The 12,789-nt window shown below is 73.7% G+C and carries 11 protein-coding genes; 4 read left to right on the forward strand and 7 right to left on the reverse strand.

Annotated elements, in window-relative coordinates:
• Nucleotides 1-8: 8 nt before the first annotated feature.
• Both ACFU5J_RS01595 and ACFU5J_RS01600 read right to left on the reverse strand, forming a co-directional pair.
• On the reverse strand, nucleotides 9-1,175 hold the full coding sequence (locus ACFU5J_RS01595) for a trans-sulfuration enzyme family protein (RefSeq protein ID WP_430577589.1): 1,167 nt from the start codon (nucleotides 1,173-1,175) through the stop codon (nucleotides 9-11).
• Entirely contained in the window at nucleotides 1,172-3,037 is a 1,866-nt protein-coding gene (locus tag ACFU5J_RS01600) for a glycoside hydrolase family 2 protein (RefSeq protein WP_430577590.1), read from the reverse strand. Before ACFU5J_RS01600 ends, ACFU5J_RS01595 begins: the two co-directional genes overlap by 4 nt.
• A gap of 54 nt (nucleotides 3,038-3,091) precedes the next feature.
• Here ACFU5J_RS01600 and ACFU5J_RS01605 point away from each other — a divergent pair, with 54 nt between their 5' ends.
• Nucleotides 3,092-4,123 (forward strand): LacI family DNA-binding transcriptional regulator, encoded by a 1,032-nt coding sequence (locus tag ACFU5J_RS01605; protein ID WP_430577591.1) that lies wholly within the window; start codon nucleotides 3,092-3,094, stop codon nucleotides 4,121-4,123.
• Between the two features lie 33 nt (nucleotides 4,124-4,156).
• Here the strand turns inward: ACFU5J_RS01605 and ACFU5J_RS01610 are convergent, their stop codons facing one another.
• From ACFU5J_RS01610 to ACFU5J_RS01625, 4 genes are read right to left on the reverse strand one after another with little or no spacing between them, the layout of a single operon-like run.
• A complete protein-coding gene (locus tag ACFU5J_RS01610; RefSeq protein ID WP_430577592.1) occupies nucleotides 4,157-6,574 on the reverse strand; it encodes a TIM-barrel domain-containing protein in 2,418 nt (805 codons plus the stop codon).
• A gap of 44 nt (nucleotides 6,575-6,618) precedes the next feature.
• The gene (locus tag ACFU5J_RS01615) at nucleotides 6,619-7,524 is read right to left on the reverse strand and encodes a carbohydrate ABC transporter permease (RefSeq protein ID WP_430573562.1); all 906 of its coding nucleotides are present in this window, start codon (nucleotides 7,522-7,524) and stop codon (nucleotides 6,619-6,621) included.
• Nucleotides 7,521-8,456, reverse strand: a complete 936-nt coding sequence (locus tag ACFU5J_RS01620; RefSeq protein WP_430573563.1) for a carbohydrate ABC transporter permease — start codon at nucleotides 8,454-8,456, stop codon at nucleotides 7,521-7,523. Before ACFU5J_RS01620 ends, ACFU5J_RS01615 begins: the two co-directional genes overlap by 4 nt.
• Before the next feature lie 37 nt (nucleotides 8,457-8,493).
• A complete protein-coding gene (locus tag ACFU5J_RS01625) occupies nucleotides 8,494-9,795 on the reverse strand; it encodes an extracellular solute-binding protein (protein WP_430577593.1) in 1,302 nt (433 codons plus the stop codon).
• Nucleotides 9,796-10,019: 224 nt separating this feature from the next.
• Here ACFU5J_RS01625 and ACFU5J_RS01630 point away from each other — a divergent pair, with 224 nt between their 5' ends.
• The 3 genes from ACFU5J_RS01630 to ACFU5J_RS01640 all read left to right on the forward strand — a co-directional run bounded on the left by ACFU5J_RS01630 (nucleotide 10,020) and on the right by ACFU5J_RS01640 (nucleotide 12,023).
• A complete protein-coding gene (locus tag ACFU5J_RS01630; RefSeq protein WP_430573565.1) occupies nucleotides 10,020-10,412 on the forward strand; it encodes an ArsR/SmtB family transcription factor in 393 nt (130 codons plus the stop codon).
• On the forward strand, nucleotides 10,412-11,350 hold the full coding sequence (locus tag ACFU5J_RS01635) for a cation diffusion facilitator family transporter (protein WP_430577594.1): 939 nt from the start codon (nucleotides 10,412-10,414) through the stop codon (nucleotides 11,348-11,350). The genes ACFU5J_RS01630 and ACFU5J_RS01635 overlap by 1 nt, the downstream gene beginning before the upstream one ends.
• A 205-nt stretch (nucleotides 11,351-11,555) precedes the next feature.
• On the forward strand, nucleotides 11,556-12,023 hold the full coding sequence (locus tag ACFU5J_RS01640; protein ID WP_430577595.1) for a hypothetical protein: 468 nt from the start codon (nucleotides 11,556-11,558) through the stop codon (nucleotides 12,021-12,023).
• On the opposite strand, the gene ACFU5J_RS01645 is transcribed toward ACFU5J_RS01640, so the two are convergent.
• Nucleotides 12,020-12,766: a sulfite exporter TauE/SafE family protein gene (locus tag ACFU5J_RS01645; protein WP_430573568.1), complete on the reverse strand. Its 747-nt coding sequence runs from the start codon at nucleotides 12,764-12,766 to the stop codon at nucleotides 12,020-12,022. The genes ACFU5J_RS01640 and ACFU5J_RS01645 overlap by 4 nt on opposite strands.
• Nucleotides 12,767-12,789 lie beyond the last annotated feature (23 nt).

Here is a 12,789-nt window from a genome sequence, read left to right on the forward strand (position 1 = left end):
GCGGGATCTCAGAGCAGCGCGAGCGCCCGGTCGAGGTCGTCGAGCTGCGCGTCGGCGCCCTCGAGCCCGACGGACAGCCGGACGAGGCCGGTCGAGAGCCCGTCGGCCCGCAGCCGGTCGGCGTTGTCCGCCCGCACGGGCGAGCTGACCAGGCTCTCGTAGCCGCCCCAGCTCACGCCGATGCGGAACACCCGCAGGGCGTCGACGAAGCGTTCGACCGTCGCGAACGTGCCGCCACCCAGCTCGAGGCTGAGCAGCCCGGAGAAGCCCGTGAGCTGCGACCGGACCAGGGCGTCGCCCGGCCCGGGGTCGGCGTACGGGTGGTGGACGGCGGCCACCGCGTCCTGCCGCTGCAGGTGCTCGACGACGCGCAGCGCGTTCGCCTGGTGCCGCTCCATCCGCACCGGCAGCGTGCGCAGCCCGCGCAGCACCAGCGACGCCTCCATCGCCGACATCACGGCGCCGAAGAGCTGGTGCCCGCGGTAGAACACCTCGCGGAGCAGCTCGGCCGAGCCGATCACCGCGCCGCCGGTCACGTCGCTGTGCCCGCCCACGTACTTGGTGAGCGAGTGGATCACGAGGTCCACGCCCAGCTCGAGCGGCTTCTGGAACAGCGGCGTCGCCCACGTGTTGTCGATCGCGGTGCGGATCCCCCGGCCGCGGGCGAGCGCCGTCAGCGCGCGGAGGTCCACGACCCGCATGAGCATCGTGCCCGGGCTCTCCACGTACACCAGGGCGGTGTTGTCGCGGAGGTGCTCCTCGAGGTCGGCGTGCGGGTCGGTCACGACCGTGTGCTCGACGCCGAACCGCTCCAGGTGGCGGGCGAGCTCCAGGGTGGGCCCGTAGACGTTGTTGACGAACAGCACGTGGTCGCCGCTGCGCAGCAGCCCGCCCAGCACGGCCCCGATCGCGCCCATGCCCGAGCCGAAGCACTTCGCCGCCTCCCCCCGCTCCAGGAGGGCGAGCTGCCGCTCGAGGAACGCGACGGTCGGGTTGGTGCCCCGGCTGTAGACGAAGTTCTCGTGCTCGGCCGCCTGCTGCCGGACGAACTCGCCGAACGTGGGCTTGGTGAAGAGGCTCGTCTGGAAGACCGGCGGCGCGACGGCGCCGGGCTCGCCGCCGGGGCCGACCCACGGCCCGGCGCAGATCTCCCGGTCGAGCTCGCCGACCGTCACCGCTCGCCCGTCACGGCGCGACGGATCCGCTCCACCGGCACCTTGGGCTCGCGGTCGGCGGTGAGCAGGCCGTTGGTCTCCTGCATGGTGTCCGTGAGCTGCGTCCAGCAGGAGCCGGCGAGGAAGCCGCTCGCGCGCACGGCGTCGTACAGCGCCGTGACCCGCGCGACCCAGTCGTCGCCGTCCTGCGCGGCCGTGTACCCCCAGCCGTCGGCGCGCTGGTCCCCGGGCTGGTAGTTCACCCCGCCGAACTCGGTGAGCATGACCGGCTGCCCGGCGTCGGACCACCCGCCCACCAGCTGCCGGCGGCCCGACGGCGCGATGCCCCCGACGACGCGCGCCCGGGCGTCGTCGTCGGCGTACCGCCGGGCGAGCACGGCGCCGTCGCCCTCGTAGTCGTGCACGGTGAGGATGTCGGTGTTCTGCTGCTCCCACCCGTCGTTGGAGATCACGGGCCGCGACGGGTCGAGCGCGCGCGTCAGGTCGGTCAGCGCGCGCGAGTACGCCTGCTGGGCCGGGTCGTCCGCGACGTGCTGGATGCCCCACGACTCGTTGAACGGCACCCAGGTGACGATCGACGGGTGCGAGACGTCGCGGTCGACCGCCTCCATCCACTCGCGGGTCAGGCGCTGCACCGCGACGGGCGAGAACTCGTACGCGCCCGGGGTCTCGCCCCACACGAGGATGCCGAGGCGGTCCGCCCAGTACAGGAAGCGCGGGTCCTCGATCTTCTGGTGGATGCGGCACGCGTTGAACCCGAGCTCCTTGATCAGCTCGGCCTCGCGGCGCAGGGCGGCGGCGGACGGCGCCGCGAGGTGGCTCTCGGGCCAGTAGCCCTGGTTGAGCACGGACCGCACGTCGTACGGGTACCCGTTGAGCAGGAAGGCGCCGTCGCCCACCCCGAGGCTCCGCACGCCCAGGTAGGACGAGACGGCGTCGAGCGTCGCGCCGTCCGCGTCGTGCAGCGACACGACGGCGTCCACCAGGCGGGGCCTCTCGGGCGACCAGGTCAGCTCGTCCTCCGCCTGGCCGTTGCGCTGCCGGGCGAGCGGCACGCTGACGTCCACGGCGGACGTCGTGCGGACGGTCGTGACCTCGACGGTGCCGAGGTCCTCGTCGCGCTCGTCGAACCGGAGCGCGACGCGCACCCGCGTCCCCGCGGCCACGGGCCCGCGCAGCCGGACGGTCAGGTCGACGGCGGCCGGGCCGGCGGGCAGCCAGCGCAGGTGCTCGACGCTCGTGGCGGGCACGGCCTCCAGCCAGACCGTCTGCCAGATGCCGGTGGTGCGGCGGTACCAGATGGCGTGCGCGTCCTCGTGCCAGTCCTGCTTGCCGCGGGGCTGGGTGAGGTCGTGCGGGTCGTCCTCGGCCCGCACCACGAGCAGGTGCTCGGCGTCGTCGGCGAGGTGCGCGGTGACGTCGAGGGTGAAGGGCGTGTGGCCGCCCTCGTGCTCGCCGACGAACGCCCCGTCGACCCACACGGACGCGCGGTGGTCGACCGCCCCGAGGTGGAGGAGGACGCGCGGGGCCGCGGCGGACCGGCCGGCCGCCTCGAGGTCGGCCTGGCGGATCGTGCGCGCGTACCAGACCACCGGGTGGAACCCGGGCTCGGCGACGCCCGACGCGGCCGACTCCGGCGGGAACGGCACGGTGATGTCGCGGCTCTCGCCGAGGCCCGACGCCCAGCCCGCGGCGAGGCCCGCGTCGGCGTCGTCGTGGCGGAAGTCCCACGTGCCGTCGAGCGAGGCCCACCCGGCCCGCATCAGCTGCGGCCGCGGGTACGTGCCGTCCTGGCGGGAGGCGAGCGGGAGGTGGTCGAGCGCGTGGCCGGCAGTCGTCGCCGCGGTGGTCGTCGTCGTCACGACCGCGACTATACAGCGCTGTAAACGGGTCGTGCCGACGCTACGGTGAACCCCGTGAAGAGAGTGACGCTCCAGGACGTCGCGACGCACGCGGGCGTGTCGATGAAGACCGTCTCCAACGTCGTCCGCGACTACCAGCACGTCAGCCCGGCGATGCGCGAGCGGGTGCGGGCCGCGATCGACGAGCTCGGCTACCGGCCCGACGTCCGCGGGCGCAGCCTCGCCACCGGCCGCTCGAACATGCTCGCGCTCGCCTTCCCCGACCTGCGCTGGCCGTACTTCGCCGAGCTCGCGCACCTGTTCGCCCGCGCGTGCGCCCAGCGCGGGTACCGGCTGCTGCTCGAGGAGACCGGGGGCAGCCGCGACGGCGAGCTGGCCGTGCTGCGCGACCGCGACGCCGGCATCGTCGACGGCATCGTGCTGCACCCCCAGGCGCTGTCCGCCGGGGAGCTGGCGGAGCACGGCCGGGGCACCCCGATGGTCCTGCTCGGCGAGGCCCCGCGGGCCGCGGGGGTCGACCAGGTCACCATCGACAACGTCGCCGCCGCGGGCGAGGCGGTCGCGCACCTCGTCCGCTCGGGGTGCCGCAGGATCGGCTTCCTCGGCCACGAGACCGGCGAGCTGTCGCACACCTCCCGCCTCCGGATCGAGGGCTACCGCCGGGGCCTCGAGCAGGCCGGGCTCGCCGTCGACGACGCGCTCCTCGTCCCCCGGCCCGCCGGCGACGCGCTGGGCGCGGAGGACGCCCTCGGGGCCGCCCTCGACCGCGGCCTGCCGGTGGACGCCCTGCTGTGCCGCGACGACCACGCCGCCATCGGCGCGCTGCGCGCGCTGCACCTGCGCGGCCGCGACGTGCCCGGCGACGTCGCGATCGTCGGCTGGGACGCCACGGTCCTCACCGCGAGCACCACCCCCAGCATCACGAGCATCGCCCCGGACACGACCGCGCTCGCCGCGCGGACGCTCGACCTGCTCCTGGAGCGCGTCGACGGCACCGACGCGCCCGGCCGGCACGTGACCGTCGGGCACAGCCTGCTCGTGCGCGAGAGCGCCCCGGGGCCGGGCGCCGCGCCCGGCCTTCGCTGAGGCGTACCCCTCCGCGAAGGCCGGGCCGTCAGGTCACGCCGGGGCGTCCACCACGGTCGCGAGGAGCTCGACGACGGCGGTGCGGACGTCGTCGGGCAGGCCCACGCCCTCGAGCTCCGCGACCCGCTCGACCGTCGGCCTGCCGCTGGCCACGACCTCCCAGGCCGCGAGCTTCTCCGGGTTGCCCGTCTGGGCGCGCTCCAGCACCGCGCGCACGGCCTCGGCGGGGTCGGCCCCCACCCGGAGCGGCGCGCCCACCCGGACCACCGCGCCGGCACCGGCCGCGGCGGTGAACGTGACGCTCCAGCGGCCGTCCTCGCCCGTCACCGGCACCACGGCGCCGTCCACGGTCACCTCGCCGGCGGGCAGCAGCGCGAGGAACGTGACCGTCCACTCGCGCTCGGCGGGCACCACGTCGCCGCGCCCGGTGACGGCGCCGACGGTCAGCTCGCGCCGGTCGCGGTCCCAGGCGAGCGGCGTCCTGGCCGCAGGGCCGGCGCCGTCGCCCGGGCCCGCGGCGTCGTCCTCGGCGTCCTCGGCCAGGTCCAGGTGCCCGGAGGCGCCCGGGGCGACCAGCACCTCGAGGGCGGTGGGGTTGCGGGTCGCGTCCCGCTCGGACGGCGCCGCCAGCGGCAGGATCCCGCCGTCGCGCAGCAGCACCGGCACGGACTCGATCGGACGGTGCAGGTCGACGTGGCGGTCGCCCCCGTAGACGGCGCCCGTGACGACGTCCGTCCAGCGGCCGGCCGGCAGCCAGGCCCGCGTGCGGCTCAGCAGCGACTCCCGGCTGCGCGGCGTCACCACCGGCGCGACCAGCAGCTCGGAGCCGAAGGCGTACTCGTTCGGCACGCCGTACGCCTCCTGCCGGTGCGGCTCGAGGTGGTACATCGGCCGCACCAGGGGCGTGCCCGCGGCCGCGCGGTGGTTCATGGTGTGCAGGTACGGCACGAGGCGGTGCCGCAGGCGCAGCGCGTCGCCCATCGCCCGGCGGTGCTCGGCGGGGAACGCCCACGGCTCCTTGCGGATGAAGGGGTTGTTCGCCGAGTGCAGCCGCAGGACCGGCGAGAACACGCCGTACTGCACCCACCGCGTCGCCAGCTCGTCGTCGCGCACGCCGCGGGTGTGGCCGCCGATGTCGTGGCTCCACCAGCAGTACCCGATGTTCGACGCCGTGGCCGTGAACTCCGGCTGGAACGCGAGCGACTCCCAGGACACGACCGCGTCGCCGGAGAACCCGACCGCGTACCGGTGGCTGCCCGGCCCCGCGTACCGCGAGAACGTCATCCCCGGGCCGCCGTGGCGCGCGGCGTCGAGGTGGTGGAAGTGGTTGAGCAGCCACAGCGGGTCGACGCCCGGCAGGGAGGACGTGCCGCCCTGCTGCCAGTCGATCCACCAGAAGTCCACGCCCTGCTCCTCGAGCGGGTGGTGCAGCAGCTCGAAGTAGGCGCGCAGGAATGCCGGGTCGGTGAGGTCGTGGGGCACGGGCGTCTCGGACGCCGGGTCGATCCCCACCGCCTCGGCCACCGCGGGGTAGGCGTCCTCGAACGCGCGGACGCCGTCGGCGGGGTGCAGGTTGAGCGTGGTGCGCATGCCCCGGGCGTGCAGCGCCCCGAGGAACGCCTCCGGGTCGGGGAACAGCGTGGGCTCCCACGAGTACCCGGTCCAGCCGTTGCCGAACCGCTCCGGCACCGACCCCACGCGGTGCCAGTCCATGTCGATGACCGCGACGGAGAAGGGGACCCCCTCCTCGTCGAACCGGTCCATCAGCTCCAGGTACGACTCGGCGGAGTACGGGTGGTACCGGCTCCACCAGTTCCCCAGCGCCCAGCGCGGCAGGCGGGTCGGCGCGCCGGACACGGCGTACAGCTCGCGGACCGCGCGGGCGTAGTCGCGGCCGTGGGCGAAGACGTAGAGGTCCCGGCCGCCCTCGGGCCGCGTGCCGATCCAGCCGTCGTCGGTGAACAGGAACGACGCGGAGTCGTCGACGACGCCGATCCCGTTCGGCGACACCACGCCGGGCTCGAGCGGGAGGCGGCCGTCCGCGTCGTCGAGGGTGCGCGCCGTGCCCCCCAGGTCGTGGGTCGGCTCGCCGAAGCGCCAGCGGCCCGAGTCCGCGCCGCGGAGCTCGACGACGAGACCGTGGGCCGAGGGCTCCCGGCCGTCGTAGCGGAGCCACGCCCGCGCGGTCGTGATCTCGACGCCGTCCCCGACGGGCCGCGCGGAGAACTCCGCCGCCCCGAGGTCGCGCCGCACGGCGAAGGTCGAGGCGCGGTCCTCGACGGCGCCGTCGGGCGACCACTCGACGCGGAACAGGCTGTCGGTCAGGACGGTGACGCGCCAGCCGTCGCCGCGCACCTCCTGGTCCGCGCGGCCCCGCGGGGCGGACCCGGGCAGCGGGCGGACGGTGGGCAGGGCCGGCGTGGTGTCGAGGGTGTCGACGGTGTCGGTCACGGGAGCTCCTCGGGTGGTGCGTGCTGGTGGTCGTGCCGGTCCGGTCAGCTCTTGACCGCGCCCTGGGTGATGCCGCTGATCACCCAGCGCTGGGCGAACAGGTACACGACGATCGTCGGCGCCATCGCCATGAGGTACGACGCGAACGCCACGTTGTAGTTGGTGCCGAACTGGCTCTGGAAGATGTTCTGCACCACGGGCAGCACCTGCATCGTCGGGTCGGAGACGATCATCGACGGCAGCATGAAGTCGTTCCACGAGGCGAGGAAGGCGAAGATGCCGACCGTGGCGATCATCGGGCCCAGCAGCGGCAGGACGATGCGCCAGAAGACCTGCCACGTCGTCGCGCCGTCGATGCGGGCGCTCTCCTCCAGCTCGACCGGGATCGAGCGCAGGTACGCCGAGAACAGCAGCACGCTGAAGGCGAGCTGGAACATGGCGTGCAGGATGGCGACGCCGAGCGGGTTGTCGAGGCCGGTGAGCGCGGTGAGCTTGATCTCCGTCAGCGCGATCACGGGGAACGGCAGGAACATCGACGCCAGCAGGTACACGAACGACCACCGGAAGAAGCGGTGCGACCAGTATCGGACGATCGCGTAGGACGCCAGGGAGCTCAGCAGCAGCGTCAGGGCGACCGTGAGCGCCGCGACGCCGACCGAGATGCCGAACGACACCGGGAACCGGGTCAGCTGCCACGCCTCGGCGAAGCTCTGCGGGTTGAACGGCGCCGGCAGGGCGAACGCGTTCCCGTCCACCGACTGGCCGCTGGTCTTGAACGCCATCGTGACGGTGACGTACAGGGGCGCGAGCACCGTGAGGGAGCACAGCGCGAGCGCGACGGTCAGGGGCCAGCTCGTGCGCCGGGACCGGGCGGAGGCGGGGCGGCGGCGCGGCGGGCGGCCGGGCGACGCCGGGGAGCGGCGCTCGCTCGTCGTGGCGATGGCGGTCACAGGCGGATGTTCCTTCCACGGGAGACGACGAGCTGCAGCACGGAGATGAGCACCGTGATCACGAAGAAGACCGTCGCGTTGGCCATCTGGTAGGCGTAGTCGCCGCCGGTGAAGCCGCCGAAGATCGTCATCGCGACGCTGCTCGTCGCGTTGCCCGGCCCGCCGCCGGTGAGGCCGACGATGACGTCGTAGACGCCGAGATATCCCTTGATGCCCAGGATCGTGTTGATGAGGACGAACCCGGCGATGAGCGGGAGCGTGATGGAGCGGAACTGCCGCCAGGGGCCCGCGCCGTCCAGCGAGCTGGCCTCGTACAGGTCGCCCGGGATCGACGTGAGCCCGGCCGTGTAGACGAGCAGCGCGCCCGGGATCGTCTGCCAGGCGGAGACGACGACGATCGCGAGCCAGGCCAGGTCGGGGTTGCCGAGGATGCTGTCGGTCAGCGGGTCGAGGCCCACCGCCGTGGCGAACGCGGGCAGCGTGTTCGAGAACAGGTAGTTGAAGACGTAGGCGACGACGATCCCGGAGACGACCATCGGGATGACGAAGATCGCCCGCAGCCCCGCCGCGAACCGGATCCGCTTGGACAGGCCGATGGCGAGGACGAGCGCGATCACCTGCGCCAGGACCACCGTCACGAGCGCGAAGCCCAGGGTGAACCCGTACGCGCTGCGGATGCCCGGGTCCCCGAGCAGCGCCACGTAGTTGCGCACGCCGAGGAACGACCAGCCCCCGAAGCCGACGTAGTCGGTGAAGCTGTAGAAGATGCCGACCAGCGCGGGCCCCACCACGAAGACGGTGAACACCACCAGCGCGGGGACGAGGAACAGGTAGGCGATCGGCTCGGGCCGCCCGCGGCGCCGGCGGACGCGGCCGCGCGGGGCGCTCGGTGCCGGCGCGGCGACGCGCGCCGCCGTGGTCTGGGTGGTCACGCTCGGTCCTCTCGATCGCGGGGGTGGGCGGGGCGGGTCATACCGTCGCCGCCCGTCCGGCCAGGCGGCGCCAGTCGGCGTCGAGCTGCGCGAGCATCCCGTCGAAGTTGCCCGTGCGGATCGCCGTCTGCAGGTAGTTGCCCAGCGGGATCGACGTCGGGACGAAGGTGCCGGCGCCCTGGTAGAACGCGGCGTCGTCGACGTAGGACTGGAGCCCGGCGAGGCGGTCGTCCTGCTGCGCCGGGGCGTCCGTCAGCGTCGAGTACGCGAGGTTGTCCGCGTTGTACGCGTTGATGATCTCGGGCTGCATGAGGAACTCGACGAGCTGCTCGGCCTCGGCCCGGTGCGGCGTGGCGGCGGGGATGTACAGGCCGAGGTCGATGTTGACGCGCACCTGGCGCTCGTCGGGGTCGTCGCTCACCGGGAGCGCGAAGGTGCCGACGTCGAGGGAGTCGTCCACCATCGCGATCTGGCTCAGCGCCCACGGGCCCTGGAGGTACATCGCCGCCTGGCCCTTGCCGAACGCGAGGTTGCCGTCGGCGTACGAGCGCACGGCGTGGTCGGGGTTGAAGAACGTCGAGATCGTCCTGGCCCGCTCCATCGGCACGGCCAGGGTCGTCGAGAACGACACGTCGGAGTCCGGCCCGACGTCGGTGCCGAGCTCGTTCATCCGGCCGAAGAACGCACCGGTGTCGACCAGGCTGCCCACCGAGTAGTCGAACAGGCCCTGCCAGAGGGTCCAGGTGTCCCGGTCGGTGGCGTAGACCGGCGTGATCCCCGCCTTCTGCAGCGCGGTGCAGACCTCCACGAACTCGGTCCACGTCGTGGGGACCGGCAGCTCGTGCTTCGCGAAGATCGCCTTGTTGTAGATGACGCCGGCGGCGGCCAGCGAGTACGGCAGCACGCTGGTGCGGCCGGGGTACGTCGCGTACTGGTCGGTGAGCCCGCTGATGTCCGTGCGCACGCGGGCCGCGGAGGGCAGCCCGGAGAGGTCGCCCATCTGTCCGCGGGAGATGTACCGGGCGAGCTCCAGGTTGTCGTTGAAGCAGCCGACGTCGCCCGGCTCGCCGCGCACGAACTGCGGCGCGATGGCGGTGGTCGAGTCGTGCACGACCCGGATCCCCGGGTGCTCACCCTCGAAGCGCCGCAGCAGGTCGTCGAAGTAGGCGATGACCTCCTGCTTCTGCTCGTAGAAGGTGATCTCCGTGCGCTTCGCCCCGCTGCCTCCGGGCGCGGCGCACGCCGCCAGCGGGACGGCCGCCAGCACCCCGGCGGCCCCCGCCAGGAACGAGCGCCGGCTCACCCTCGGCGGAGGGCCGGCAGTCGTCTTCGATCCCACGTGACGTCTCCTTCGACCACGGTCATACCCGTCTCGGCGACGGGCCGGAGCGAACATACAGCGCTGTAAATTTGAGAGTCAAACGTGACCGGGACAACCACCGCGCCGCCGCAGGTCGGGAGACCGGAGGGGCTTCGCGCGGGTCACGGGGGAGGCGCCGGCGGGATGACCGCACGGCGGGTCGGCCGATGGACGGGATAGCCGAGCGGCGATAGCATCGCCGTATGACGATGCAGATTCCGGGGGCGAGGCCGGCGATCGACCGGGTGGCCACCGGCGCGTTCGCCGACCTCTTCCACGCGCTGTCCGACTCGACCAGGCTCGCGCTGCTGCAGCACCTCGCCTTCGGGGAGCACCGCGTGCGCGACCTGGTCGAGCACCTCGACCTCGCGCAGTCCACCGTGAGCAAGCACCTCGCCTGCCTGCGGGAGTGCGGCCTGGTCACGGTGCGCACGGAGGGCCGCGCGTCATGGTTCTCGCTCGCCGAGCCCGACCTGCTGGCCGGGCTCCTGGCGGGCGCCGAGCGCCTGCTCGACGCCACCGGCGACCAGGTGACCCTCTGCTCGCACCTCATGCACCCGCACGAGCACGAGCACACCTCGGTGGAGGCCTCCTGATGGGTGCCGGGCACAGCCACGGCCCCGCGGGCGACGCCGCCGTCGCGCCCGCGCACCGCCGCCGGCTCGCGATCGCGTTCGGCATCACCGCGACGATCGTCGTCGCGCAGGCCGTCGGGGCGGCGGTCACCGGCAGCCTCGCCCTGCTCACCGACACCGCGCACGCGCTCACCGACGCGGTGGGGCTGCTGGTGGCCCTCGTCGCCGCGACGCTCATGCAGCGGCCCGCCGACAAGCGGCGCACGTGGGGCTTCCGGCGCATCGAGGTCATCGCCGCGCTCGGCCAGGCGACGCTGCTCGTCGCGGTCGGCACCTACGCCGCGGTCGAGGGCGTGCGCCGGCTCGTCGCGCCGCCCGACGTGCCGTCCACGGAGCTGCTCGTCTTCGGCGTCGTGGGCCTCGTCGCGAACGTCGTGGGGATCGCGATCCTGTCGTCGAGCCGCGGCGCGAACCTCAACATGCGGGCCGCGTTCCTCGAGGTCCTCAACGACGCGCTCGGCTCGCTCGGCGTCATCGTCGCCGCCGTCGTCATCGCGACCACCGGCTACCAGCGGGCCGACGCCATCGCCGGCCTGTTCATCGCGCTGCTCATCGTGCCGCGGGCGTTCGCGATCATGCGCCAGACGTTCCGGGTGCTCATGGAGTACACCCCCGAGGGGCTGGACCTCGACGAGGTCCGCGCGCACATGCTGTCGCTCGACCACGTGCGCGACGTGCACGACGTGCACGCCTCGACCGTCGCCACCGGGCTGCCCGTCATCTCCGCGCACGTGGTGGTCGACGACGCGTGCTTCGCCGACGGGCACGCACCCGCCATCCTGCAGCGCATCCGCACCTGCGTCGCCGAGCACTTCCCCGTCTCCGTCGAGCACTCCACGATCCAGCTGGAGACGGCCGCCCTGCGCGAGCGCGAGCACGCCACCGCCGGCCACGCCTGACCGCCGCCCCCGGGACTCCATCGAGCGTGCTGGATTGATCCTCATCGGGATGTGTGAGGAGCAATCCAGCACGCTCGATCCGTCCGGACGGTCTGCGGGTGCCGGTCAGACCGCAAACCGGGCGACGACCTTTCACCCCGTCGGGGCTCGTTCCCTCCCGCGCGGTTCCGCCAGGATGTGACGGCGTCACGCGAGAGGAGGGGCCGTGGGTCACGGAGTGGTGCTGCCGGCCCGGCGCGCGGTCTGCCTCCGCCTTGTCGTCCGCGGGGCGCTCCTGTGGCTGCTCGTCGCCGCTCTCGTGGTTCCGGGGCTGTGGCCCGGCGCCTGGGCGGCGCTCCAGCTGCTCATGCTGGGTTCCGTGGACGGCGTGTCGCGCGGCCTCTCGGGGGTGCTGGTCCCGCTGCGGCCGGTGCGGGTCGTCGTCGGCGCCGGGGGCGCCCCCGCGACGGTCGTGGTGACGGGACGCGGGGCGTCGTCGCGCGCTCTGCACCGCTACCTGAGGGACCGCGACGTGCCCCGCGCGGTGCGGGGCACGCTCCGGCTGGCCGGGTTCGAGCTGGACGTGGAGCCGCACCGGGTCGCGCCGCTCGTCCGGAAGCTCAGCCTCCTCGGCTGCGAGCCGAGCCGCAGACCGCTCGCCCGCGACGGCGCCTCGACGGACCGACCTGGCTAGAGCAGGAGCAGGATCAGGGCCGCGACCGCCACGAGCACGGTGACGAGGCGCTCGAAGAGGCGCTGGTCCACGCGCCCGATGACCTTGCGCCCGGCCCACGTGCCCACCAGCACGAGCGGCACGAGCACCGCCCACAGGGCCACCGTCTCGGCGCGCACGATCCCGACGCCGACGGCGACGGGCAGCTTGATGACGTTGACCGTGAAGAAGTACCACGCCGACGTGCCGAGGAAGCGCCACTTCTCGTACCCGGCGGCGAGGAGGTAGAGGCTCATCGGCGGGCCGCCGGCGTTGGCCACCATCGTGGTGAACCCGGCGAGGCCGCCGTACCCGACGGTGGCGGCGCGGGACTCGACGGACAGCCGGTCGCGCCACAGGGAGAGCACCAGGAGGCCGAGCAGGATCGCACCGATCGTGCGGCGCATGACCTCGTCGTCGACCAGCCGCAGGAAGACGGCGCCCAGGGCCACGCCGACGAGCACCGGCGCGAGGAGGCGCCCGATGACGCGGAAGTCGGCGTGGCGGCGGTACGCCCAGATGGCGACGACGTCGCCGGTCACCAGCAGCAGGAGCACGGCGCCCGTCGAGTCCTTGGCGGGGATCACCAGGGCCATGAGCGCCGCGGCGATCATCCCCAGTCCGCCCAGCGCCGTCTTCGAGAAGCCGACCAGGAGGGCGACCAGGGCGGCGACGGCCCACCCGGTCCACGGGAGCCCGGCGATCAGCGGGGCGGGTTCGAGCACCGGGGCAGCGTAGGCGCGGGCGG

The organism is Isoptericola sp. NPDC057559 (assembly GCF_042801555.1).
Taxonomy (GTDB): Bacteria; Actinomycetota; Actinomycetes; order Actinomycetales; family Cellulomonadaceae; genus Isoptericola.